At 63.4% G+C, this 24,689-nt stretch carries 24 protein-coding genes; 7 read left to right on the top strand and 17 right to left on the bottom strand.

All coding sequences use genetic code 11. The features are described 5' to 3' along the window. Window positions 1–77 precede the first annotated feature (77 nt). Window positions 78–302: a DUF2927 domain-containing protein gene (locus tag GDA49_00350; GenBank protein ID MBC6438875.1), complete on the bottom strand. Its 225-nt coding sequence runs from the start codon at window positions 300–302 to the stop codon at window positions 78–80. Between the two features lie 405 nt (window positions 303–707). Between GDA49_00350 and GDA49_00345 the strand changes: the two genes are divergently transcribed. Genes GDA49_00345 through betI form a run of 3 tightly spaced genes read left to right on the top strand, consistent with a single transcriptional unit; the run spans window position 708 to window position 4,546 of the window. After that, window positions 708–1,784, top strand: a complete 1,077-nt coding sequence (locus GDA49_00345; protein ID MBC6438874.1) for a betaine/proline/choline family ABC transporter ATP-binding protein — start codon at window positions 708–710, stop codon at window positions 1,782–1,784. Next, complete coding sequence (locus GDA49_00340; protein ID MBC6438873.1) at window positions 1,781–3,952, top strand: ABC transporter permease subunit; 2,172 nt, start codon at window positions 1,781–1,783, stop codon at window positions 3,950–3,952. The genes GDA49_00345 and GDA49_00340 overlap by 4 nt, the downstream gene beginning before the upstream one ends. A gap of 9 nt (window positions 3,953–3,961) precedes the next feature. Then, window positions 3,962–4,546 carry a transcriptional regulator BetI gene (gene betI, locus GDA49_00335; GenBank protein ID MBC6438872.1) on the top strand — a complete coding sequence of 195 codons (585 nt, stop codon included), beginning with the start codon at window positions 3,962–3,964 and terminating at the stop codon, window positions 4,544–4,546. Here the strand turns inward: betI and GDA49_00330 are convergent. Then, window positions 4,543–5,814, bottom strand: coding sequence for an FAD-binding oxidoreductase (locus tag GDA49_00330; GenBank protein ID MBC6438871.1), 1,272 nt, complete (start codon window positions 5,812–5,814; stop codon window positions 4,543–4,545). The genes betI and GDA49_00330 overlap by 4 nt on opposite strands. A gap of 234 nt (window positions 5,815–6,048) precedes the next feature. Between GDA49_00330 and GDA49_00325 the strand changes: the two genes are divergently transcribed. Both GDA49_00325 and GDA49_00320 read left to right on the top strand, forming a co-directional pair. Further along, window positions 6,049–6,231: a gamma-glutamyltransferase gene (locus GDA49_00325; GenBank protein MBC6438870.1), complete on the top strand. Its 183-nt coding sequence runs from the start codon at window positions 6,049–6,051 to the stop codon at window positions 6,229–6,231. Between the two features lie 72 nt (window positions 6,232–6,303). After that, window positions 6,304–7,356, top strand: coding sequence for a hypothetical protein (locus GDA49_00320; GenBank protein ID MBC6438869.1), 1,053 nt, complete (start codon window positions 6,304–6,306; stop codon window positions 7,354–7,356). A gap of 241 nt (window positions 7,357–7,597) precedes the next feature. On the opposite strand, the gene GDA49_00315 is transcribed toward GDA49_00320, so the two are convergent. The 11 genes from GDA49_00315 to GDA49_00265 form a co-directional block, all read right to left on the bottom strand. After that, the gene (locus GDA49_00315) at window positions 7,598–8,224 is read right to left on the bottom strand and encodes a nitroreductase (GenBank protein ID MBC6438868.1); all 627 of its coding nucleotides are present in this window, start codon (window positions 8,222–8,224) and stop codon (window positions 7,598–7,600) included. Between the two features lie 24 nt (window positions 8,225–8,248). Beyond that, a complete protein-coding gene (locus tag GDA49_00310; protein ID MBC6438867.1) occupies window positions 8,249–10,204 on the bottom strand; it encodes a lytic transglycosylase domain-containing protein in 1,956 nt (651 codons plus the stop codon). Window positions 10,205–10,226: 22 nt separating this feature from the next. Then, window positions 10,227–10,571 (bottom strand): iron-sulfur cluster assembly accessory protein, encoded by a 345-nt coding sequence (locus GDA49_00305; protein MBC6438866.1) that lies wholly within the window; start codon window positions 10,569–10,571, stop codon window positions 10,227–10,229. A gap of 46 nt (window positions 10,572–10,617) precedes the next feature. Then, window positions 10,618–11,010 carry a DUF59 domain-containing protein gene (locus GDA49_00300; GenBank protein ID MBC6438865.1) on the bottom strand — a complete coding sequence of 131 codons (393 nt, stop codon included), beginning with the start codon at window positions 11,008–11,010 and terminating at the stop codon, window positions 10,618–10,620. A gap of 4 nt (window positions 11,011–11,014) precedes the next feature. Next, on the bottom strand, window positions 11,015–11,467 hold the full coding sequence (locus GDA49_00295; GenBank protein ID MBC6438864.1) for an SUF system NifU family Fe-S cluster assembly protein: 453 nt from the start codon (window positions 11,465–11,467) through the stop codon (window positions 11,015–11,017). Continuing rightward, window positions 11,467–12,711, bottom strand: a complete 1,245-nt coding sequence (locus GDA49_00290) for a cysteine desulfurase (GenBank protein MBC6438863.1) — start codon at window positions 12,709–12,711, stop codon at window positions 11,467–11,469. The genes GDA49_00295 and GDA49_00290 overlap by 1 nt, the downstream gene beginning before the upstream one ends. Window positions 12,712–12,719: 8 nt before the next feature. Then, window positions 12,720–14,003, bottom strand: a complete 1,284-nt coding sequence (gene sufD, locus GDA49_00285; protein MBC6438862.1) for a Fe-S cluster assembly protein SufD — start codon at window positions 14,001–14,003, stop codon at window positions 12,720–12,722. 2 nt (window positions 14,004–14,005) lie between these two features. Next, window positions 14,006–14,755 carry a Fe-S cluster assembly ATPase SufC gene (sufC, locus tag GDA49_00280; GenBank protein MBC6438861.1) on the bottom strand — a complete coding sequence of 250 codons (750 nt, stop codon included), beginning with the start codon at window positions 14,753–14,755 and terminating at the stop codon, window positions 14,006–14,008. A 33-nt stretch (window positions 14,756–14,788) separates the two neighbouring features. Next, window positions 14,789–16,249 (bottom strand): Fe-S cluster assembly protein SufB, encoded by a 1,461-nt coding sequence (sufB, locus tag GDA49_00275; protein MBC6438860.1) that lies wholly within the window; start codon window positions 16,247–16,249, stop codon window positions 14,789–14,791. A 9-nt stretch (window positions 16,250–16,258) separates the two neighbouring features. Beyond that, entirely contained in the window at window positions 16,259–16,711 is a 453-nt protein-coding gene (locus GDA49_00270; GenBank protein MBC6438859.1) for an SUF system Fe-S cluster assembly regulator, read from the bottom strand. 105 nt (window positions 16,712–16,816) lie between these two features. After that, on the bottom strand, window positions 16,817–18,808 hold the full coding sequence (locus tag GDA49_00265; protein ID MBC6438858.1) for a hydantoinase/oxoprolinase family protein: 1,992 nt from the start codon (window positions 18,806–18,808) through the stop codon (window positions 16,817–16,819). Window positions 18,809–18,941: 133 nt separating this feature from the next. On the opposite strand from GDA49_00265, the gene GDA49_00260 reads away from it, so the two are divergent. Further along, window positions 18,942–19,082 (top strand): hypothetical protein, encoded by a 141-nt coding sequence (locus tag GDA49_00260; protein ID MBC6438857.1) that lies wholly within the window; start codon window positions 18,942–18,944, stop codon window positions 19,080–19,082. A 181-nt stretch (window positions 19,083–19,263) separates the two neighbouring features. After that, window positions 19,264–20,172 carry a DMT family transporter gene (locus tag GDA49_00255; GenBank protein MBC6438856.1) on the top strand — a complete coding sequence of 303 codons (909 nt, stop codon included), beginning with the start codon at window positions 19,264–19,266 and terminating at the stop codon, window positions 20,170–20,172. Window positions 20,173–20,345: 173 nt separating this feature from the next. Here GDA49_00255 and GDA49_00250 read toward each other — a convergent pair whose 3' ends face one another. The 4 genes from GDA49_00250 to GDA49_00235 all read right to left on the bottom strand — a co-directional run bounded on the left by GDA49_00250 (window position 20,346) and on the right by GDA49_00235 (window position 24,513). Further along, window positions 20,346–21,116 (bottom strand): amino acid ABC transporter ATP-binding protein, encoded by a 771-nt coding sequence (locus tag GDA49_00250; protein ID MBC6438855.1) that lies wholly within the window; start codon window positions 21,114–21,116, stop codon window positions 20,346–20,348. An 11-nt stretch (window positions 21,117–21,127) separates the two neighbouring features. Further along, entirely contained in the window at window positions 21,128–22,237 is a 1,110-nt protein-coding gene (locus GDA49_00245) for an amino acid ABC transporter permease (GenBank protein ID MBC6438854.1), read from the bottom strand. A gap of 1 nt (window position 22,238) precedes the next feature. Next, the gene (locus GDA49_00240) at window positions 22,239–23,429 is read right to left on the bottom strand and encodes an amino acid ABC transporter permease (protein MBC6438853.1); all 1,191 of its coding nucleotides are present in this window, start codon (window positions 23,427–23,429) and stop codon (window positions 22,239–22,241) included. A gap of 64 nt (window positions 23,430–23,493) precedes the next feature. Next, a complete protein-coding gene (locus GDA49_00235; protein MBC6438852.1) occupies window positions 23,494–24,513 on the bottom strand; it encodes an amino acid ABC transporter substrate-binding protein in 1,020 nt (339 codons plus the stop codon). Window positions 24,514–24,689 lie beyond the last annotated feature (176 nt).

Below are 24,689 nucleotides of genomic sequence, written 5' to 3'. Positions count from 1 at the left end.
GCGGCATCGTAAACGCGAGTGCGAGTGAGTTGCAATTGAAATATCGACTTTTTCTGGAATGAACTGAAGCTTGTCGTTCAGCCGCTGGGGTCGCCGCTGGGGTCGTTGGAGATGGACGGCTTGATCTCGTCCGAGTCGTTCACCGGTCCCATCACCTGTGTGAGCGCCTCCACGCTACAGGCGCGCATCAGGAAACGGTCGACGTTGGTGGGGATCAGAACGAGCGCCTCGGTCCGCTCATCGGTGACGATGCGGCCGATGCAGGCGGCAACCTCCTGCATGGCTTCGTTCGACTTCTCCATCGCCGCTCAGGAACACCTCGGTCACGACCCTCTCCCACAGCGCGGATTCCCGTTCCGCTCCCATGTGCCGGCGCAAGGACCTCTCAAACCTCAATTTCACATGATCCGCGCTCAAGGGAGCATGTAAGACCCATGTTACGGAATCGACAGCAGCGATCACGGAGGCGAGACCGCCGTCACCGGGGCAAATCGACGCAGGAACGGCAAGCGTGACGTCTGTCACCCGTTTTCTGGAAACAAGGCAGGTTCCGGGCCATTCGCGTCACTCCTCGAGGCTCTTGCGGGGTAGTGGACGGTGAGGGGCGCGCGAGACTAGTCTGTCATGTTCGCGCCTTGGAGGCAGCAACCGGGAACATGAAGGACTGGGCCGAAACGCCGAAGAGCGACGGTCCAGGTGAGGTGGAGATGGCAGAGGCGTCTGAGCGCGACGTGAAGGTGACCTGTCGACATGTCTGGAAGGTCTATGGGCCCGATGCTGACAGCTTTTTTTCGAATGGTGACGGCAATGTGCCCGATCCCCGGGCTCTGGTCGCGAAGGTCCGCGAGAGCGGCCACATCGGGGCGGCCTGCGATGTCAGCTTCGACGTTCACGTGGGCGAGATTTTTATCATCATGGGCCTGTCGGGTTCGGGCAAGTCCACGATCGTCCGCTGCCTGTCGCGTCTGGTCGAACCGACCGCCGGCGAGGTCATCCTTGATGGTAAGGACCTGTTGCGCGTCAGCAAGGAACAGCTGATCGACATCCGGCGGCACAAGATGGGCATGGTGTTCCAGAACTTCGGACTGCTGCCGCATCTTTCCGTGGTCGAGAACGTCGCCTTTCCGCTCCAGGTCCAGGGTGTCGACAAGCACACCCGAGTGGAGCGCGCGATGGAGATGATCGAGCTGGTCGGGCTGTCGGGCCGCGAGACCAGCTACCCGCGGCAGCTTTCCGGTGGCCAGCAGCAGCGCGTCGGTATCGCGCGCAGCCTCGCGGTGGAGCCGGAGCTGTGGTTCCTGGATGAACCGTTCTCCGCGCTCGATCCCCTGATTCGACGGCAGATGCAGGATGAGTTCATGCGGCTGCAGCAGATGCTGCACAAGACCATCGTCTTCATCACCCATGACTTCCTTGAGGCGCTCCGGCTCGCCGACCGCATCGCCATCATGAAGGACGGTCAGATCGTGCAGATCGGCACGCCGGCCGAGGTCGTCATGCAACCGGCCGACGACTACGTCGAGGAGTTCACCCAGGACGTCCCGCGCGTGAAGGTGATCACGGCCGGCGACATCATGGGGCCTGCCGAGAACGGGCTTGAGGCCGCCGGGGCCGCCGGGGCCGTTGAGCCGGGCATGACGCTGGAGCATCTCATGCCGCGCTTCGGCGAGGGCCTCAACGCGATCGCCGTGAAGAACGATGGCGGTAACGTGATTGGCCAGGTTACGCCCCAGGCTGTTCTCTCGGTGCTTGCCACCGAAACCGACGAGGGAGCCGCTTCATGACTGTTGCGACCCGGGACCGGGCCCGGTCGCCGTTCAGCGGTGCGTTCACCGAACGGGTCTCGCCGCAACTGATCAGTTGGCTGATCTTCGCCGGCTTTGCCGCCCTCTGCCTGTACTATCGTGATGTCGAGGGCTTTCTGTTCAATCAGAAGGACTGGCTCGTCAACTATCCCGACGAGTGGTTGTTCGGCCTGACGATCGGGGGAGAGTTCCTGGCTATCAGCGATCTGCTCGAAGCGGCGATGGACAGGTTCACGCTGCACTTCAAGCCGATTTTCCGCTTCATATCCGACATCCTCGAATACCCCATGGAGGGCCTGCTCGAAGTCCTGCACTGGCTGCCCTGGCCTGCGACGATCGGTATCGTTGCCGTCATCGCGTACGCCGCGAAAGGTTGGCGTCTCGCGGCCTTCTGTGTCGCGGCCATGCTCTACATGGTGATCGTGGGCTATTGGGACGAGAGTATGTCAACGCTTGCGCTGGTCGGCATGTCGGTTCCGCTGTCCCTGGCTTTGGGTCTCACCCTCGGCCTCCTCGGGTTCCAGTTCCGCGGGGCGCGCCGGATCATCGAACCCATGCTCGATGTCATGCAGACGGTGCCGACGTTCGCCTATCTCGTGCCGATCCTCATCCTGTTCGGCATTGGCCCCGTCGTCGGCATGGTGGCCTCTGCGATTTACGCCAGCCCCCCGATGGTCAGAAACGTGATGCTGGGACTCGGGCGTGTTCCCGACAACGTCATCGAAAGTGGCCAGATGTCGGGTTGCAACGGCTTCCAGCTTCTGTTCCTCGTGCGTATCCCCGCGGCGACGCACACCATCATGATCGGTGTGAACCAGACCATCATGGCCGCTCTTTCCATGGTCATAATCGCAGCCATTATCGGCGGCTTCGCCGACATCGGCTGGGAGGTGCTCTCGACCATGCGCAAGGCCCAGACCGGCCAGAGCCTGCTTGCCGGCCTGGTGATCGTGTTGCTGGCGATGATGATGGACCGCATCAGCCGCGGCTTCGCAGAGCGCACCGGCGATATTCATCTTTCGCGCGGCGGCAACGTTCTGCAGCGGCACCCGTATATGACGGCCATGGTCATGGCGACGGGTATCGGCCTGATCCTTGCTGCGATCTTCCCGGCGTTCGAGGAGTATCCCGAGACCTGGATCTTCTACCCCGCCGAGACGCTGAACGACTTCGTCGCCTGGATCACGGTAAACTTCTTCGACGTCACCGACGCCATCAAGACGTGGACGCTGTTCTACTTCATGCTGCCGATGAACCGGGGTCTTGAAACGATCGCACGCCCGTCGACCTGGGGCTTCGACATGACGACCATGGCGTCGCTCATCTACCTCGGGATCGTGGTGGCAATCGGTGCCGCGATGATGCGCTGGCAGGGCTGGCGCGCCGGTGTCATCGTCGGGCTGATCTCAACTCTGTTCTACTACGGTTCGAGCGGTACGCCCTGGCCGGTGTTCATCGCCGCGGTCACGCTGATCGCTTGTCAGGTCGGCGGCTGGAAGGTCGCGCTGTTCGCCTTCTGCGGCATGCTGTTCATGCTGACCACAGGAGCCTGGTCGCGAGCCATGCTGTCGTTCTACCTGACCGCGACGTCGGTGCTGCTGTGCTTCGCGATCGGTTGTTCGATCGGCATCTGGGCGGCGCAGAACGACCGTGTCTCGGCGATCCTGAGGCCGATCAACGATACGCTGCAGACGATGCCGCTCTTCGTCTTCCTCATCCCCGTCATCATGGTGTTCCTGGTCGGCGACTTCTCGGCGCTGCTCGCGATCATCATGTACGCGATCGTGCCGGCCATCCGTTACACCGAACACGGCCTGCGCCAGGTCGATCCCGTCGCGGTCGAAGCGGCGCAGATGATGGGCTGCACGGAGCGACAGGTGCTGTGGAAGGTCAAGCTGCCGCTCGCCATTCCGGAGATCATGCTGGGCCTGAACCAGGTCGTGATGTTTGCGCTGGCCATGCTGGTGATCGCCGCACTCGTGGGCACCAGGGGGCTGGGCCAGTGGGTCTATGACGCCCTCACCAACGCGCGTTTCGGACAGGGTGTGATCGCCGGCGGTTCGATGGCTCTGATGGCGATGATCGCCGACCGCATCATCCAGGCCTGGGCAGTCAGGAAGAAGCGCGACCTCGGCCTGGCTGCCTGATCGGGTTCCATGCCGAAACTCGGTATAGAGCCGGTCCGTCGGCAGCAGCTGATCGATGCGACCATCGCGTCGATCCATCAGGACGGGTTCCAGGACGCGACGGTGGCGCGGATCAGCCGCCGCGCGGGCCTCTCGGTCGGGTTGGTCAACCACTATTTCGACGGCAAGACCGACCTTCTGGAAGCAACCATGCAGATGCTGGTCGACCAGACGCTCTCCGATATCGAGTCTGGCATGGCTGCCGGCACGACGGCGCGGGACAAGCTGATCGGCTTCACCGCCGGGAACTTCGCCCCCGGCCAGCGTTCACCCGAAGCGATCAGTGCGTGGCTCAGCTTTTATGCTCAAGTGCCTGAGCATGACGGGTTCGCGCGCATTCACAGGGCGTTCGACCGTGCGCTGTTCGACTTGCTTCAGCCGGTGCTCGCCGATGTCATGGCCCCGGACCAGGTCGATCACGCCGCCCATACTCTGATTGCGCTGATGTACGGACTCTGGCTGCGCCACGCCCACGATTCCGAGCGTATAGGACTTCGCCTGATCCACACCATCGCCCGCGAGCACGTCGAAACGCTGGCACCGCTCGACTCCTAGTTCCCCCACTTGTCCATGGCGCGGTAGCAGGCCACGGCCGCACCGAGGAACCAGGGATCACCCGTATAGAACGGACGGGTCGGGAACCTGGCATTGTCGAACGCGGTCGCGCCTTCCGGGTTGCCCAGAACCTTGTGGGCCAGTTTGTGGCCCATGTAGCTCGCCCAGGCGACACCGGACCCGCAATAGCCCATGGAGAACCAGACGCCATCGCGCCGCCCGATGTGGGGCAGGTGGTCGAAGGTATAGGCAACGAAGCCCATCCAGCTGTGGCTGATCCTGGTCTCGGCAAGCTCGGGGAAGATCCCGGTCATGACCTTGTGCAGCCGCGGTGCGTTGACCTCGGGGTCGGTCTCCTTGAGCGCGACGCGCCCGCCGAAGACAATACGCGTGTGATCGGGGGAGGAGCGGTAGTAGTAGATCATCTTGCGCGAGTCCGAGAGCGCTCGCTGCTGCGGCATGATCTTCTTCATGACGTCGGGGGCGACAGGCTCGGTGGTGATGATGTAGCTGCCGATCGGGATCACGCGGCGGCGCAGACCGGGTGTCAGCCGGCTCGTGTAGCCATTGGTCGCCACGATCACGTCGCGCGCCAGAACCTTGCCGCGCGTCGTCACGACCGATGTGCCGCCCTTGGCCGGATCGAGGCCAAGAACCGGCGTATGCGTCTCGATCCGGGCGCCGGCCCTGAGCGCGAGAACGGTCAGACCGTTTGCGAACTTGGCAGGGTGGAGAACCGCGTGGTGCGGCAGGACGGCGCCGCCGTGATACGCTTCGGTGCCGAGCTCGCGGTGCATGTCGTTCCTGGGCACCATGTGCCACTCGAACGGGACGACCTTGTTGAGGGTCTCGAAGTTCTCGGCCATCGAATCGTATCGATTGGGCCGATGGGCGCCGATGAAGCGGCCATTCTGCTTCAGGTCGCAGTCGATCTTCTCCTGCTTCACGAGATCCACGGTGAAGTTGAGGCTGTTCAGACCCTCTTGAAGGACGGCGCGGCCACCTTCACGGCCGAACTGACTCTCGAGGTCGCTGACACCGGGCTTCACGCCGGAGCTGATCTGGCCGCCGTTCCGCGCGCTGCATCCCCAGGCTGCGTCCTCGGCCTCGAGGACAACGACGCTGCGCCCGGCGCGGGCCAGAACCCGCGCGGCATTGAGGCCCGTATAGCCGGCGCCGACGATCGCAACATCGGCCGTCTCGGGCAGCGGCCGGTTGTCGATCGTCGGCCGTGGTGCGTCGTCCCACCAATAGGGCGTCAGCTTCATGTCGTCGGCGAACAGGGGATGGGTCACGGTTGCACTCCTGTCATACGGGTGAGGCCCCAGACTAGCCGACCTGGAGTCGGTTTTACAGCAATCCGGACGAGGAGGGTGTCTTGAGTGTACAGCTGACGGAAACCTGGCAGATCGCAACGCTCGAGCGCCTGCGGGATGCCGGACCGCGGGACCTCTACCGCGGCGATCTGGCACAGACGGTCGCGGCGGATATGGCCGCCGTCGGTGCCAGGGTTACGGCGGACGATCTCGCGGCCTGCGAGGCGCGCATCGTCGCGGCCAGGACCGGCCGTTATCGTGACGCGACGGTCCACGTCGCACCTCACCGTCGTTGACGCCAAGGGCAACATGGTGGCGCTGACACAGACCTTGCTGTCCGTTTTCGGCAGCCGGGTGATAGAGTGTTGACTTGATCCGGGATAGGTGCTGTGAATCTGTCCCATCTACAAACGAAGTAACGGAAAACGGAGTAACGGAACGATGAACCCTCTGTTGAAATCTGTATCGGCACTCGTGCTGGTCGGTGCACTTTCGGCCTGTAGTCATAGCGGCAGCAATCCGCCGCTGAATCCGCCCCCGCCCGCCGCTGATCTGACCAGCGAGGAGGGTATCGGAAGTTTTCAGGCTGCGCTGGAAGGAGCGACGGAGCCGACGGAAACCTATGAGACGCAGCGCAAACGCGCGGAGGATTTCGCAAGCTTCAGCAGTTCGGACGGACGTCTGAGTTCGAGTTTATCCTACCTGCTAACCGATGGCGACCAATCCTTAGATGGAAGGGATTTCTTATTAGGTAAGTGCAACGATAAAGGCACCTGCAACGTGCTCGGTTTCATAACTAACCGTGGGGTGGTAAGTATTGCTGCACCGGCAGCAGAAATTAACCTTGGCGACTTGGATCCGGAAAACGCGGCCGCTGGACAGGCGTTGCTGACGACCGAGAACGGTATCACACTTTTGGAAACCGTTAATGGCTATGTAGGCCCGGATCACCGGCTTTACGGCTCCTGGATGGACCACCGTGCGTTCGCCGTGGCGATAGGCATTGAACCAGAATACAGGAACGGCGTTACGAGCAGCGTAGAGGCCGAGAGCATTCTTGCCATCGCCAATGGCGGCGAGACCGGCACGCGCCCTGCCGCGACCGCGACATGGACCGGCGTGATGGTCGGTGCCTCGACTGCCCCTGCCTTTTACGGCGACCGCCTTGTGGGCGATGCGAAACTGACCTTCGATGCTATGGAAGGTCAGATTGACGCGACGTTCGACAACATCGTCAATGTTGACAACGACGAACACACTATACCCGAGATCGTGGTTGCGGCGCCTGTCACCCCCGAGGGAACCTGGGGTACGATTGACCTCGCGTCGCGGGCAATAAGTATCAATGGTGCCTTTGGTGGGGACAATCATGAAGAAGTCAGCGGTACCGTCGTGAGGTTGAATATCGATGTCAGGAACAATGGCGTTGTCGCTGCCTACGGGGCGAAGAAAGATGACGCCACCATGGACGCCACCATGAATGGGGGTCAGTGACCTTTCGCACTTGTGTGGTTGGACCTTTGATACGGCCCTGTTTCTGCTGTCTTGAGGCCTCGCCTCGCCTTGAGCCCATGGCCCGAGGCGAGGCGAGTGACCGCCGGGAGGAGGCGTCGAGACCGGCGCCAGACATGATCTGGCCACAGAGCGCCGTAAGGTGCCGGCGGTGAAGGTGCCGGCGGTGTAAGGTAGTTGTCTTCCAGTGCCCGTGTGGGACCGGTTCGGCCCCACAGCACACCTATGCAAGCTGGGACAGGCTTGCGACTCGATGGACGACGTCGGCTATCTCGGGGCGTTGCCGCTCGCTCGGCGCGTTCTTCGGCGTGCCGATGTGGATATAACCGACCAGGTGCTCGTCGGTCGGAATCCCGAGCGCGGACTTGATGCGCTCGTTGTAGGCGCACCAGTTGCTGACCCACTGTGCGCCATAGCCCATGGCTGTCGCGGCATTGAGCAGGTTGAAGCAGACATTGCCGCAGGACAGGAGCTGCTCCACGGGAGGCACGCCATCCCTATCGGCGGTCGTCCGGCTGCTGACCACGACCAGCACCGGCGAGCGCTGCGGCCGGATGCGTTCCAACTCGAGCCGTTCGGCATTGGCATCCGGCTCGGCCTTGCGGAACTCATCAACGAAGAGCTCGCCCAGTTCGGCCTGGGCGACCGGGCTCAGCACCTGGAGGCACCACGGGGTGAGACAGCCGTGATCGGGCACACGAACCGCGATCTCGAGCATGCGGTCGAGTTCGTCGCACGACGGACCGGGCGCGATCAACCGGGCGGCCAGGACCGAGCGACGGGACGCCAGAAGATCGAGCGGCGTGCTGTCGTTCACGTTGAGACCGGGTGCGGTGTCGGCGTTGCTCATGGGACCTCGAAACGGCAGGGGGCGTCAGCAGCCCGAGATGCAGGCCCGCCTGGAGTCCGGCACCTGGGTGCCGCTCAGCATGCGGTAGACCCGCATGCCCTCGATCACGCGCTGCACGTAGTTCTGCGTCTCGGAGAAAGGGATTTCCTCGATCCAGTCGACAATATCAATGCCTGGCGCATGGGGATCGCCGCGTTCGGCAACCCATTGGCGAACGCGCCCGGGGCCGGCGTTGTAGGCGGCAATGGCCTTCACGAACGAGCCGTCGTTCCGGTCGAGCATCTTGTCGATGTAGGTCATGCCCAGGAGCATGTTGTGCTGCGGATCCGAGAGCAGCTTGTTGGCCGAGGTCGAAACCCCGAGTTCACCCGCGATCTCGCGTGCGGTCGGCAGCATGAGCTGCATCAGGCCGTGTGCGCCGGCGGGTGAGATGGCGCCGGGGTTGAAGACGCTTTCCTGGCGGATGATCGACAGGGCGAGCGCCGGGTCGACATCGGTGCCGGCCGGAAGCGCGATCACAGGGTAACCCGCCGTCACGAGGACGGTGCCGGCCTTGACGGCGCGTTTGGCAACCATCACGGTGAGATCAGGCCGGTTCAGGACCAATGCGAGCTGCCCGATCAGTCGATGTCTCGGGCCCGATGAGGTTGCGTCGGTCATCCGCAACAGAAAGATGCGAACCAGGTTTTCCTCACCGATCTCGTGAAGCTGGCGCACCACCGTGGTCAGCTCGTCATCGGCAAAGGCCTGGATTTCGGCCTCCGAGATGTTGGGGGGATCGGGCAGGCGTGGCGCTACCCCGATCTTGTCGGCACCGAGCTGGCCGTAGAATGTCTGCCCGTTCCCGGCAGCCAGGTCGTACCAGACGGCCGCCAGCCCAGGGTCGCCGATCTCCTCGGCGGCGCGACCGGCCCAATAGGCCCCGCGAGCCTTGCTGATCGGGAAGTTGACCTGGCCGTGGAAGGTCGTGAAGTGGTCGAGCGCAGCCGCGGGGTCGTTCAGCTTGCGTAGCGCCAGCCAGCCAGCCAGCCAGTCGACCTTGTAGTGCAGGGCGCCGCTCTGCTCGTAATGTCCTGCGAGCACCCGGTAGGCGGCGAGGTATTCGCCGTCGTCCATGAACATCTCGGCCAAATCGAGCCTTTGCGCCGCCCAGAGATCCGGATAGGGGAGGTCGCCGGGGGCAACCATGAGCAGCGCGAGCGTGCCGGCAAGACGGCCATGCGCTCTGCGCCAGCGAATCCGTTCGTAGATCAGGCCGGGATTGTCCTGAAGATGGGCCGGCACGGCGTTGATCGCGGCATCGACACCGGCGGCGTTGCCGCGCAACGCGATACGGGCCTTGGCCAGAAGCTGCCGGTCGTTGTCGACGAGATGAAGGATGCGCCGCGCCGCGGTGGTCTTGCCTTCCCAGATCAGCCGGTCGATCCTCTGCCAGTGCTGGTCTGCCGTCAGCAGAACGCCGTGGTCGCTGAGGAAGTCCTCTTCCTTCGCCAGGGCGAAGTCCCGGCCAGCCCAGGCGCGGTTGATCTCGTCGCGTGCATCATTGTCCCGGTTCAGGGAGATGAGTGCAGCGATGTAGCGCTGCATGCCGTCGTCGGTCTGGGGCGGGTAGAGATCGAAGAACGTCACCACGTCGCGGGCGGCCAGTTCGTCGGGTATGGCTTCTTCGGCCCGCTTGCGCAGCGTGATCTGCGACGGCCACTCCGGATTTTGGATCAGGAACCGGGCCAGCGAGACGAAGTCGTTGTGCCGGTTCGTGTCCTTGAGCTCCATCCAACGCAGGACCTTGGCGAGCGTGTGGTCCCGGGCCTGTTGCGCGAGGCTGGCGACCTCGGACCACCGGTCGGCATAGGCCGCGGCGAAGGCCTGTCGATAGAGCACATTGTCCCCGTCGCTCAGCGCATGCTGGGCGTGTGCGGGGCCGGACAGCAGGACGATCGAGAGGACGGCCGAGAGCGATACGAGACGGGCTTGACGCAAGGCGGCGGTCTCCGGAAGCAGGTCAGACGGTGAACGACTCTCCGCAGCCGCACATGCCCTTGACATTCGGGTTGTTGAAGACGAACCGGCTTTCCAGCTTGTCCTCGTGCCAGTCGAGCTCCGTGCCGAGCAGGAACATCGCGGCGGCAGGATCGATCAGGAGTTTGACACCCTTATCCTCGATCACGTCTTCCTTCCCGCTTTCTTCCTCGGCGTAATCCATGGTGTAGGAAAAGCCGCTGCAGCCGGCCATCTTGACGCCGACTTTCAGCCCGATCGCCTTGTCGTTCAGGTGCATCAGCGACTTCACGCGGTCAGCCGCGGCGTCGGTCAGGGTCAAAAGCTGCTTGTCAGGGTTGCCTAACATCTTCCTGTTCCGCTCGGTTCACGTCTCGATTTGAACACACCTGCACCTAATACATGCCCAGTTCGATCTTGGCATAATCGCTCATCATGGATGGATCCCACGGCGGATCCCAGACGATCTCGACACCGATATCGGTGGTGCCGTCCACCTTTGCAACAGCATCGCGCACCCAGACCGGAATGTCCTCGGCCACCGGACAGCCCGGTGCCGTCAACGTCATCTCGACCTTCACGCTGCCGTCCTTGCGCGAGTCGATCGCATAAATCAGGCCGAGATCGTAGATGTTCACGGGAATCTCGGGATCGAACACGGTGCGAATCGCATCCACGATATCGCCTATCAGCGGTTCGCCCTCTTCCTGGGGGATGCTGCGGGGATCGATATCTTCGTCGGGATGCCAGCTCTCGTGTGCCTGGGCCGCGGCGGGTGTTTCGTCCATCGCTTTACTCTGTCGTTGCCGAATCGCGGCCGTCCATGGCCGCCGTCATCGTATGCCACGGCAGCGTGGCGCATTTGATCCGCATGGGGAACTCGCGCACACCTGCCAACACAACCAGCTTGTCGAGATCGTCAGGATCGTCGATCTCGTCTTCCTTGCCGGTCACCAGCCTGTGGAAGGTGTCGAACAGCGCGCGTGCCTCGGCTTCGCTCTTGCCCTGGACCATCTCGGTCATCATCGAGGCCGATGCCATGGAGATTGCACAGCCGCGCCCTTCGAACGCAATGTCGTCGACAAGGCCGCTGTGGCCAAGCTTCAGGTAGACCGTGATCTGGTCGCCGCATAGCGGGTTGTCGCCATCGGCCTGGCAGGTGCAATCCTCAAGAGGTCCGAAGTTCCTGGGGTTCTTGCCGTGATCCAGGATCACTTCCTGATAGAGTTCGCGCAACTCGTCCATCAGCCGAACAGCTCGCTGATCTTTTCAAGGGACGCCACCAGCGCATCGACCTCTTCAAGCGTGTTGTAGAGCCCGAAGGAGGCGCGCACGGTTGCTGCCACATCATAACGCTTCATGACGGGCTGTGCACAGTGGTGCCCCACACGCACGGCCACGCCCTCACGATCGACGATCGTGCCGATGTCGTGGGGATGCACATCGTCCATCGAGAACGACAGGATTGAGGCCTTGCTCGGATGTGTGCCGTAGATCGTGATGCCCCCCATCGCCTGCAGGCGTTCAGTGGCATGGCTCAGCAGCATGGCCTCGTGTTCGGCGATGCGGTCGAGACCGAGATCCGTGACGTAGTCCAGCGCCGTCTTGAGCGCGATGGTCTGGGCGATGGCGGGTGTGCCTGCCTCGAAGCGGTGGGGTGGTTTCCTGAAGGTCGAGCGCTCCAGACTGACGCGTGCGATCATCTCACCGCCACCCTGCCAGGGGGGCATGGCCTCCAGCAGTTCGGCCTTGCCGTAGAGCGCACCGATGCCCGTGGGCCCGTATATCTTGTGGCCGGAGAAGACATAGAAGTCACAATCGAGCGCCTGTACGTCGACGGTTCTGTGGCTGACGGCCTGACAGCCATCGAGCATGACCCGTGCGCCGGCGTCATGGGCCAGGCGGATCATCTCTTCGACCGGGGGAATCACGCCGAGTGCGTTCGACATCTGGGTGATGGCGACCAGCCTGGTGCGTTCGGTCAGCAGGCCGCCGTAGGCCTCCATGTCGATCTGGCCGTCGTCGTGGATCGGGATGCCCTTCACGACCAGGCCCTTCTCCTCGGCCAGCAGGTGCCAGGGCACGATGTTGGCGTGGTGCTCCAGCGTTGAGATCAGGATCTCGTCGCCTTCCCGGAGCGCCGTTCGGCCCCAGGTCCGGGCCACCAGGTTCACACCCTCGGTGCCACCCCGCACGAAGACGATCTCGTCCGCGCTCACGGCGTTCAGGAAATGCTGGATCCGCGTCCGCGTGGCTTCGAAATGATCGGTGGCGACCTGTGAGAGATGGTGAACGCCGCGGTGTACGTTGGCGTATTCCTCGCGATAGACCGCCGATTCCGCATCAATCACCTGCCGCGGCTTCTGGGCACTCGCGGCGCTATCGAGGTAGACCAGCGGCTTGCCGTAGACCTCGCGGCCGAGAATCGGAAAGTCCTCGCGTATCTTCGCCACGTCGAGCGCGGCATTGCTTGCCGCCGGCTGTGCCAAAGCGGCGTTCACGCTGCCTCTCCGTCGCGCCAGGCCGCGGCCACGTCACGGAAGGCGTCACGCACGCCGACGTGGCTGATCTCCTCGATCGCACCTTCGACGAAGGCGTCAATCAGCAGTCCGCGTGCTTCCTCAAAGGGAATGCCGCGAGCGCGCAGGTAGAACAGCGCGTCCTCGTTGAGTTCGCCGACGGTTGCGCCGTGGCTGCACTGCACGTCGTCGGCGTAGATCTCCAGTTCGGGCTTGGCGTCGATCTCGGCGCGTTCCGACAGCAGAAGCGCCTTGTTGCTCTGGTGACCATCGGTCTGCTGCGCATCCTTGCGCACCACGATCCTGCCCTGGAACACACCCTTTGAGCGGTCGTCCAGCACGCCCTTGTAGACCTCGCTGCTGGTGCAGCCCGGCGCGGCATGATCGATCAGAGTGGTTGTGTCGAGCTGCTGGCGGCCACGCCCGAGATATGCTCCGTTGAGGCGGCAGGACGCCCCCTCGTTCTGCAGTTCGACGGCGATCTGGCTGCGTGCCACTGCACTGCCGAGTGACAGCACGAAGCTCTCGTAGACCGCCCCGGCCGAGACGCTGGCCTCGGCCGTGGCGACATGGAAGGCGTCGGCGGCCTCGTCCTGGATCTTGTAGTGGTTGAAATGCGAATCGGTGGCGACGACGACTTCGGCCACCGTGTTGGCCAGATAGGTTCCGGTGCCGATGTGGCGTTCGACTACGGTCACCGCGGCACCGGGCTGCAGGACGAAGAGATTGCGCGGATGCCACGCGGCGCGGGAATCGCCGGGGACGCCGACGAACACGAGTTCGATGGTCTTCTCGACCGCCACGCCTTCGCTGACCGCGAGCACGAAACCGTCGCTCATCCAGGCCGTGTTGAGCGCCACGAAATGCTTGCGCCCGAGGGTCGCGACCCGGCCGAGACAGGATTCGAGCAGCTTCGGTTGATCGGTCATGGCCTGCGCCAGCGGGACAGCCGTTACGCCAGCGGGCAGATCGCCGAGGTCGGACAGCGCGGCATCGAAGCGGCCGTTCACGAAGACGGCGCGGTGGGTTTCGCCCAGCCCGCCATCGGCCACGGTCACGCCATCCGGCGTCACCGACGGGCCGAAGGCATCGGCGGTCAGTGCACGCAAATCGGTGTACTTCCAGTCCTCGACCCGGCGAGTCGGCAGGCCCAGGCCCGCGAAACGACGCGCGCCGTTGGTGCGCAAGCCGTCCAGCCAGGCCGTGCCGGCACCCGGAAGCGCGGCGGGGTCGTGGTTGGTGAGGAGGCCGGCGTCGCTCATGGTCAGGCCGCCGCCGCCACGATGTCGGCGTAACCCTTCTCCTCGAGCGCGAGCGCGAGCGATTTGTCGCCGCTCTTCACGATCTTGCCGTGAGCCAGCACGTGGACATGATCGGGCACGATATAGTCGAGCAGACGCTGGTAGTGAGTGATCACCAGCATGGAACGTTCGGGCGAACGCAGTGCGTTGACGCCGTCGGCGACCAGCTTCAGCGCATCGATGTCGAGGCCGGAGTCGGTCTCGTCAAGCACCGCCAGGGTCGGTTCCAGAAGCGCCATCTGGAGCACTTCCATGCGCTTCTTCTCACCGCCAGAGAACCCGGAGTTGAGCGCACGGCGCACCATGTCGTTGGCGATCGAGAGTTCCTTCAGACGCGCATCCATCAGCTTCTTGAACTCGAAGGCGTCGAGTTCCTTCTCGCCGCGTGCCCTGCGCACCGAGTTCATGGCCTGCTTCAGGAAGGTCACGGTCGGCACGCCGGGAATCTCGACCGGATACTGGAAGGCCAGGAAGACGCCCGACTGCGCGCGCTCCTCGGGTTCCATCTCCAGCAGATTCTCACCCTTGTAGATCACCTCGCCCCTGGTGACCTCGTATCCGTCTCGGCCCGAGAGCACGTAGCTAAGGGTCGACTTGCCGGAGCCGTTCGGGCCCATAATGGCGTGGACCTCGCCCGCGCCCATCTCCAGGTCGATGCCCTTGAGGATTGCCTTGCCGTCGACTTCGGCATGCAGGTTCCTGATCGAAAGAATGCTCATGGTGTGTCCTGTTGTTTCTGCTTTGCCTTAACCAACGCTGCCTTCGAGGCTGATGCCGACCAGCTTCTGGGCTTCGACGGCGAACTCCATCGGCAGCTCCTGCAGCACTTCGCGACAGAAGCCGTTCACGATCAGGGTCAGCGCCTCCTCCTCAGGGATGCCGCGCTGGCGGCAGTAGAAGAGCTGATCGTCGGAGACCTTTGAGGTCGTCGCCTCGTGTTCGACCCGCGCGCTGCGGTTCTTCGATTCGATGTAGGGCACGGTGTGCGCGCCGCACTCGTCGCCGATCAGCAGGCTGTCGCACTGGGTGTAGTTGCGCGCGCCCGAGGCCATGGCGTTCATGCGGATCTGGCCGCGATAGGTGCTCTGCGATTTGCCCGCCGAGATACCCTTGGCGATGACGCGGCTGCGCGTGTTCCTGCCGATATGCAGCATCTTCGTGCCGGTGTCGGCCTGCTGGCGGTTGTTGGTGATCGCCACCGAGTAGAACTCGCCGACGCTGTCGTCGCCCTTGAGGATGCAGCTCGGATACTTCCAGGTGATCGCCGAGCCGGTCTCCACCTGGGTCCAAGAGATCCTGGCCCTGTCTTCGCAAACACCGCGTTTGGTGACGAAATTATAGATACCGCCCCGGCCCTCTTCGTCGCCCGGATACCAGTTCTGCACCGTGGAATACTTGATCTCGGCGTCATCGAGCGCGACCAACTCGACCACGGCGGCATGAAGCTGGTTCTCGTCGCGCTGTGGCGCGGTGCAGCCTTCGAGATAGCTCACATAGCTGCCTTTTTCGGCAATGATAAGCGTGCGCTCGAACTGGCCGGTTTCGGATGCGTTGATCCGGAAGTAGGTCGAAAGCTCCATCGGGCAACGGACGCCCTTGGGGATGTAACAGAAGGAGCCGTCGGTGAAGACCGCCGAGTTCAGCGTGGCATAGAAGTTGTCGGAGTAGGGGACCACGGTGCCCATGTACCTCTTCACGATCTCGGGGTGCTCCTGCACCGCCTCCGAGATCGAGCAGAAGATGATTCCGTCCTTCTCCAGCCGGTCCTTGAAGGTGGTGGCGACCGAGACGCTGTCGAACACGGCGTCGATCGCGACGTTCTTCACGCCCGCCAGAACCTCCTGCTCCTTGAGCGGGATGCCGAGCTTCTCATAGGTCTCCAGCAGCTTGGGATCGACCTCGTCGAGGCTCCTGGGCCGGTCGGCGTCGGACTTCGGTGCGGCGTAGTAGTAGCTGTCCTGGTAGTCGATCGGCGCATAGCCGACCTTTGCCCAAGTCGGCTCGGTCATCGTCAGCCAGTGGCGATAGGCCTTCAGGCGCCATTCCAGCAGCCATTCCGGCTCATTTTTCTTGGCCGAGATGAAACGGACGGTGTCTTCGGAGAGCCCCCTGGGCGCACGATCCATCTCGATTTCGGTGACGAAGCCGTGTTTGTAATTGTCCGTCGTCTGACTGACGGTATCGATGGTCTCCTGAACGGCGGCCATTCGGTGCTCCTACTGGCTGGCGGCCGGCGCATCGCTGCACTCGGCAATCTCTGTCACGGTGGGGAAGGCCATGGCGGCAAGCGACACGTCCTCGAAGGCTTCGCGCAGTGCCGTGTTGATCTGGTTCCAGCCGCCGCGCATGGGACACAGCGACTCGACATTGCAGCTGCCCGGGTGCTCGTCGACGCAGAGCGTCAGCGCAATGGGGCCGTCCACGGCCTGGACGATTTCGGCGATGGAAATCTCCTCGGGCTTGCGCGTCAACTCGTAGCCGCCGCGTGCGCCGCGGTGGCTCTCCAGCAGGCAGCCCCTAGCAAAGACCTTCAGCAGTTTGCCGACGGTTGCCTCCGACAGGCCCGTGCCTGCGGCCACCTGATGGGCGGTCTGGTTCTCCTGACGGCGCCACGCAAGGTAGGTCATGACGACAACGCCGTAGTCGGCCATCCGGCTCAATCTGATCATGGGATGTCTTGGCTGATCATGGGATGTCCTGGATCTCGCGAAACAGAACCGATTTGGTTCTCTTTCTCCCATATGTGGCGGAACGTCCCGGGAGTCAAGTCGGAATCAGGAGGTCGCCAACGCCGGTCGTCCGGTCGCCAGCGCCGAGATCCGGCTTTCGATGAAGAGCCTGCTGCCGTCCTTGCCGGCGACGATCTCGTCGTGACGCTCGATTTGTACGGCGATGTCGTCGGCACCGATCTGTTCGGCGGCCAGCCGTGCGCGCAGGCTCACGTCGGTCTCCGTATGCTTGGCCGCTTCCTCGAGGTCCTCGAAGTCGGCGATGCCTTCGGACAGGTGACAACGGTAAAGGCCCTCCTGGGGTGCCGTGATCAGCGCATCGACCCGTTGGGCTACGCCGCCGGCGACTGCGCCGACGGCGTTGCAGACATCGGCGTGCGGCGGGACGACCGCTTCGGTGTGAAGCCTGCGGCCGATTTCGGGATAGTAGGTCTCAGCGGGTGCGCCGACGGCCACCACCGGGCGTTTGAAGTGGATGCCGATGTCGAAGAGGTCGCTTTCACGGCCCTCAAGCGCCGGGGCCAGCAGGGCCGCGGCCGCGCGCCCCGTGGGCAGGGCCAGCCTGTGTCGTTCGGCCGCCGCTGCTTCCAGCAGCGCCCGGGTGGTCGCCGTGTTCGTGGCGTTGACCACCAGCGTGGCGAAGTCGGCCGGGTCCTCGGGCGCGTTGTGACCGGTGATGCTCCACCAGCGCACCCAGAGACGCGCGCCGATCGCCGAAGCCTCGGCGTTCCAGGATCCGTGCAGTCCCAAGACATGGGAGGCGTCGGATGGCGTGTAACGCGAGAGGATCACCAGCCCGCGGTCGAGCAGCCGTTCCAGCGGCAGCTTGGGCGACTGGTCGCGATAAAGTTCGTCCATCCCGACGGGGCCGTCGGCCAGTTGCTCCCAAAGACGGCGTTGGGGCCGCGTGAGCTCCGAGAGATCGGTGTCGAGCGACCGCTGGCGCAGCACGAAGATGCCATCGTACTCGGCGGGCCAACCACGCTCCATCTGGGCTTCCAGCACCGCCATCGTCTCGGGAAAGCGCGAGGTCAGGAGTGCCAGCGGTACCGCCCGTCGGGGGCCGACCTGAATGCAGCCACGGTCGTCCAGTCGAACCTCGCTGTCGCCCCCGAGGCCGGAGGTGTGCACGGCCACCGCGCGCACCATGGTGCGATAGCCACCGACATAGGCACCCTGCGGGTCGAGCAGAGGGCGGCCGTCGCGCACCAGAGCAATGTCGGTCGTCGTACCGCCAATATCGGAGACAAAGGCGTCGTCGCGGGAGGAGAGATGGTGAGCGCCTACCACGCTGGCAGCCGGACCGGAGAGAATGGTCTCGACCGGCGATTCCAGCGCCGTTGCGGCATCGATCAGCGAGCCGTCGCCCTTGACCACCATGATGGGGGCGGCGACGCCACGCTCTTCCATGAGGTCGCGCACGGCGACGATCAGGCCCTGGATGAGCGGGATCAGCCGGGCGTTGAGCAGAGCGGTCAGGGCACGGCGCGGTGCGTCGAGCTCCGAACTCAGGCTGTGGGCGCAGGAGACCGGCAGCCCGGTCGTCTCGCGCAGCATGTCGCGCACCGCGATCTCGTGTTCGGGATTGCGCACGGCAAAGAGCGAGGAGACGGCAAAGGCGGAAACGCGGCCACGCACCTTGTCAGCCTCGGCTCTGACCGTGTCGAGATCGAGCGGGGCGCGTTCCTCACCCATGGCGTCATGCCCGCCGTGGACGGCAATGACGGGATCGCCGCCCAGCGCACGTGTCAGATCGGGCCGGGTCGCATCGGCCGGCGCATGGCCGACCAGGATCAGCGCGGCCGGACTGCCCTGGCCTTCGACGATGGCATTGGTCGCCAGCGTGGTGGAGATAGAGACCAGCGCGATGTCTGCGGCATGCTCGTCGATCACCTTGTCGACGGCTTCGGCCACGCCGATGGTCAGGTCGTGCTTGGTGGTCAGCGCTTTCGCACCGGTCAGCACGCCGCGTTCGGTGTCGAACAGCACCGCATCGGTATAGGTGCCGCCGGTGTCGATGCCGAGCGTCAAGGCCAAGGTCTGTCTCCGGGAAAGGGTAGGCGAGCGGGGCGCGGGACGCCGGACTATGAAGAAAAGCCCAGCCGGAATCGAGCCTTTGTTGTCACCGCATCCGACACCTGGTCTGCGCACCCGAAAGGGAACATCTCGCATGGCCATGACCCACAAGGAACGCATCCTCCGCTTCGTCCGACCGGATCTGGTCCCGCACCACACGCTGTTTCTGTACCAGCGCCATACCGGCCAGCAGGATGCCAAGCGCCGCCCAGCCCCTGCCGGAAGGTCAGCCTGAGCGGATGAAAACCGTCCTCGCGCGCCAGCCGGGCGGCCGCGAGAGAAGAGAGCAAACGACGCTGTGTGTTCATCAGGCGGCCTCCCGGGGGCGTGACGGGAGAATCGTAGGCGTGCGGCCCAGCGGCGTCCATGCGGGCGGGCGTTGACCGGTGATCCGATTGGGGAAAGGTTGCGGCGTCATGACTGCCAACGCCCCCCGAACCCGTACTTTTCCGGTCGCCGCCATCCTCGGTGCGGCAGCCATCTGGGGAACCTTGTGGATTCCGAGCCGCTGGCTCGATGGTGTTGGCATCACCGCAGGTTATGCACCGGCCATCATCTTCGCTGCGGCGGTCGTTCTGATGTTGCCCGTCGCGATCGCTCGTCGCCGTCGCCTTCGGAACCTGCGCTTGTGGCTCGTCGCCTCGACCGCGGGCCTGTCTGCCGTGATGTACATGGATGCGCTGATCTACGGCGACGTCGCACGCACGGTTCTGATCTTCTACACCTTGCCGATCTGGACTACGCTCGCAGGCAGGCTCCTGCTGGGCGAAGCGATCACACTGCCGCGCCTGGGCGCCATCGCGCTCAGTTTCGGCGGACTGCTGGTCGTGTTGTCGGGCGACGGCAACGCCGCGCCATGGCCCACGACCTGGCAGGAATGGATGACGCTGGCATCGAGCGTGCTTTTTGCGCTCGCCATTGTCGGAATGCGCATGACATCGGCCCTGCCGGATTTTGAAAAGGTCTTCGTGCAGTCGCTGGCAGGTGCGGTGGCCGCCGTGGCGCTGGCTCAGATTCCTGCCATTGCGGCGGTGGGTGCGCCTGCGCCGTCTGCCTGGCTCGATGCCTTGCCCTGGGCGGCTGTTGCCGCTGCGGTCTGGGTCGTCCCGAGCATGTGGATGAACTTCTGGGGTGCCCGTTGGCTCTCGCCCGGCCTGGTCGGCATTCTGATGCTGTCGGAGGTGCTGTTCGGCGTCGTCTCGGCAGCGCTGCTGACCGATGAGGTGATGGGCCTCAACGTCCTGATCGGCGCTGTGCTGATCGTCGGCGCGGGAGTGCTCGACGTCCTGTCACCACAGCGGCGCGCGACCCCTATCGAGCCGTGATATCGCCTTCGATCACCGTGAAGGGATGCAGCGTGGCCGGGCTCTCCTGCATCCAACAGCAGGTGCCGTCGCGCTTGACGACCGGGTAGCGGCCCTCGTCGAAACGCGTCCGGCGGCACTCTGGCTTTCAGACCACCGCCCCAAACGAATCAACTGCCGGTGATGATCCGGAATCAGTGCGAGAGGATCTGGCTCAGGAAGAGTTGGGTCCGCTCGTTCTTCGGATTGGCGAAGAACTCTTCGGGCTCCTCCATCTCGACGATCTCACCCTGATCCATGAACACCATGGTGTCGCCCACGGTACGCGCGAAGCCCATCTCGTGGGTCACGCAGATCATGGTCATACCCTCGTTGGCGAGCTCGACCATGACGTCGAGCACCTCCTTGATCATCTCCGGATCGAGCGCGCTGGTGGGTTCGTCGAACAGCATGATCTTGGGTTTCATGCAGAGCGAGCGGGCGATTGCCACGCGCTGCTGCTGACCGCCCGAGAGCTGGCCGGGATACTTGTTGACCTGTTCGGGGATCTTCACGCGCTCCAGATACATCATGGCGGTGTCGATCGCCTCATTGCGCGGCACCTTGCGCACCCAGGTCGGACCCAGGATGAGGTTGTCGAGCACGGTCATGTGCGGGAAAAGGTTGAAGTGCTGGAACACCATGCCGACCTCCTTGCGGATCGCCTCGATCTGCTTGAGGTCGTTGGTCAGCTCCAGGCCTTCCACGAACAGGTGCCCGCGCTGGTGTTCCTCCAGCCGGTTGATGCACCGGATCATGGTCGATTTGCCCGAGCCAGAGGGCCCGCAGACCACCACCTTCTCGCCCTGGCGGACGGTGAGGTTGATGTCCTTGAGGACGTGGAAGTCCCCGTACCACTTGTGCAGATGCCGCAGTTCGACGGCGACACCCAGGTTGGGCGTGGCGGCCTCTCGTGCGTTAGCCATGCCTCATCTCCCTAATGGTTGTGACCCCTGGACAGGTCCTTCTCCAGCCACATCGAATAACGCGACATGAAGAAGCAGAAGCAGAAGTAGATCATGGCGCAGAACAGGTATCCCTCGACGAAGAAGGGGCGCCAGTTGATGTCCTGGAAGGCCACGCGACTCGTCATCAGCAGGTCGAAGAGACCGATGATGACCACCAGCGAGGTGTCCTTGAACCCACCGATGAAGCCGTTGACCATCGGCGGAATCGTGATCCTGAGCGCCTGGGGCAGGATGATCCTGAGCATGGATTGCCAGTAGGTCAGTCCCATGGCGTCCGCGGCCTCGTACTGGCCGCGCGGGATGGCCTGCAAACCGCCACGAATGATTTCCGCGGCATAGGCCCCGCCGAACAGGATGATGCCCACCTGCGCACGCAGCAGCTTGTCGATCGACACGCCTGCGGGCAGGAACAGCGGGAACATCACCGAGGCCATGAACAGGATCGAGATCAGCGGCACGCCGCGGATCAGCTCGATGTAGGCGACACTGAACGACCGGATGATCGGCATCTTCGAGCGCCGGCCGAGCGCCAGGAAGATACCGATCGGGAAGGCGAAGATGGTGCCGAAGGTCGCCAGAAACAGTGTCAGCGGCAGGCCGCCCCACTGGCTCTGGTCGACGTAGGTCATGCCGAACACGCCACCCCACATGAAGATCCCGACGAAGACCAGACCAATGCCCCAGCCTGCCAGGATCCACCAGCCCAGACGCCAGACGGGCTTCAGACAGCTCGCGAAGATCAGGAACAGGAAGATGATCATCGCCACCAGCGGACGCCAGTGTTCGTCGAACGTGTAGACGCCGAACAGGATGAAGCGATGCTTTTCGTAGATGAACGACCAGCACGCGCCCTGCGCCTCGCGACAGATGTCGGGCGAGTTGTCGCCCCAGATCGAGTCGATGAACGCCCACTGGATGATCCCGGGGATCGTCGTGACCAGGAGGTAGATCGCCAGGATCGTCAGGAAGCTGTTGAACCAGTTCGAGAACAGGTTCTTGCGCATCCAGCCGATAACGCCGACCTCGCTCTTGGGCGGGCTTTCCCACCCGGTTTGTGTGTTTGCGGTGGAATCCGTCATGTCATCGCTCCACCAGTGATATTTTCTTGTTGTACCAGTTCATGAACAGCGAGATCGAAAGGCTCAGGGTCAGGTAGACCCCCATGATGATGGCGATGCCCTCGATGGCCTGCCCGGTCTGGTTGATTGTCGTGTTCGCCGTGGAGACGATGTCGGGATATCCGATCGCAACGGCGAGCGAGCTGTTCTTGGTAAGGTTCAGGTATTGGCTCGTGGTGGGCGGAATGATGACCCTGAGTGCCTGGGGCAGAACCACGAAACGCAGGATCTGCCCGCGACGCAGCCCGAGCGAGCCGGCCGCCTCCCATTGGCCCCTGGTGACCGCGAGAATGCCGCTTCGGACAATCTCGGCGATGAACGCTGCCGTGTAGAGCGTCAGGCCGAGCCAGAGAGCGAGGAATTCGGCCGTGACCTCGCCGCCGCCCGAGAACGAGAAGTTTCCCAGTTCCGGCATGTCGAAGCTGGTCGGTACGCCGCCGGCAAACCAGCCGACGATCATGAGCCCCGCGACGAGGCCGATACCCGGGGCGAAGGTGGGTTTCACGTCACCGGTCTGGTCGTGGATCTTCTTGTTGCGCCGATAGAGCCAGACAAAGACCGCCAAGCCGATGACCAGTCCGGCCAGCACGCCGAGATAACCATAGTGGTTGGGCATCGGGACATTGAAGCCGCGGTTCGACAGGTAGACGCCGAGGAACGGCCCATAGGCCTCCTTGGCCCTGGGGAGCACCTCGACGATCAGCGCGTACCAGAAGAAGAGCTGCAGAAGCAGCGGGATGTTGCGCAGGATCTCGATGTAGACGGTCGAAAGCCGCGCCACGATCCAGTTCGGCGACAGCCGGGCGATGCCGACCATGGTGCCGATGATGGTCGCGAAGACGATGCCGATCGCAGCGACCTTGACTGTGTTCAGCAGGCCGACGGTGATTGCGCGGAGATAGGTGTCGGCGGAGGAATACTCGATCAGCCCTTCGCCGATGGCGAAACCGGCTTCCATCTCGAAGAAGCCGAATCCCGACGCGATATTCTGGCGCTCGAGGTTTTCGATCGTGTTGTGTATCAGATAACCGAAGACCGCCACCACACAGATGACCGCCACGATCTGCCAGAAAATGGCGCGGACCCTGGGGTCGTTCCAGAAGACGGCTTTCGCCGGCTTCAGGTCTTCGGACTCGCCCGAATAGCTGGCCATGATGTCCCCAAAGTCAAACCGCCGCCCGGAGTCACACCGGGCGGCGGTTCAACCCGGGATCCGATCAGCGGATCGGCGGCGCGTACATCAGACCGCCGTCGGTCCAGAGCGCGTTGACGCCACGCTCGAAACCAAGCGGCGTGTTCTTGCCGACATGACGCTCGAAGATCTCGCTGTAGTTGCCCACCTGCGCGATCGCGTTGTAGGCCCATTTCTCGTTGATCTTCATGTTCTCACCCATGCCGAGCGAAACGCCGAGCAGGCGCTGGATGCCGGGATCGTCGCTCGACAGGTGATCGTCGACGTTCGATGAGTCGATGCCGAACTCTTCGGCCTGCAGCAGGGCGAAGACAGTCCACTTCACGACGTCGAACCACTCGTCGTCGTCGTTACGGGTGACCGGGCCGAGCGGCTCCTTGGAGATGATCTCGGGCAGGATCACGTAGTCGTCAGGATTCTCGACGTTCGAGACGCGGATCGAGGCGAGGCCCGAGGCGTCCGTCGTGTAGACATCGCAACGGCCGCTGACGAAGGCGGTGACGGACTCTTCGAAGCCCTCGAAGACCACAGGGTCAAACGACATGTTGTTGGCACGGAAGAAGTCCGTAAGGTTCTTCTCGGTCGTGGTGCCGGTCTGCACGCAGACGGCGGCACCGTTGAGCTCGTAGGCCGAGCTGACGCCGAGCGCGGTCGGAACCATGAAGCCCTGACCGTCGTAGAACGTGACATTGGTGAAGTTGAGGCCGAGCGCGGTGTCGCGGGTCAGCGTCCAGGTCGTGTTACGCGAAAGCATGTCGACCTCGCCCGACTGCAGGGCGGTGAAACGCTGCTGGGGGCTGAGCGGCACGAACTCAACGGCATTGGCGTCGCCGAGGACAGCGGCGGCCACGGCGCGGCAGACGTCCGCGTCCAGGCCCTGCATGACGCCCTGGCTGTCCGGAATGGAGAAGCCGGCCAGGGTGCCAGCGACGCCGCAACGCACGGCACCGCGGTCCATGACCGCATCAAGCGTCGCACCAGCCATCGCCTGGCTGGCGAACATGGCAGCGCCAGCTGCCAGACCAAGTACCTTTAGAGATTTCATGGGGACCTTCTCCCTTGATGAAGCCTGATGAAGTGCGGGCCTTTATGAACGACCCGTCAGTGAGTTAAGCTTATGTCCGGATGAATTGGAAGGTCCAGCACAATAATATCAATTCCAGATCAATTGCCAGAAACCCGAACAACCCGGCGGTGCCCGGCGATCTGTGTGCATCCGGT

It is taken from the genome of Rhodospirillales bacterium (assembly GCA_014323865.1).
Taxonomy (GTDB): domain Bacteria; phylum Pseudomonadota; class Alphaproteobacteria; order SP197; family SP197; genus SP197.
This window is presented reverse-complemented; position numbering and strand designations above follow the sequence as displayed.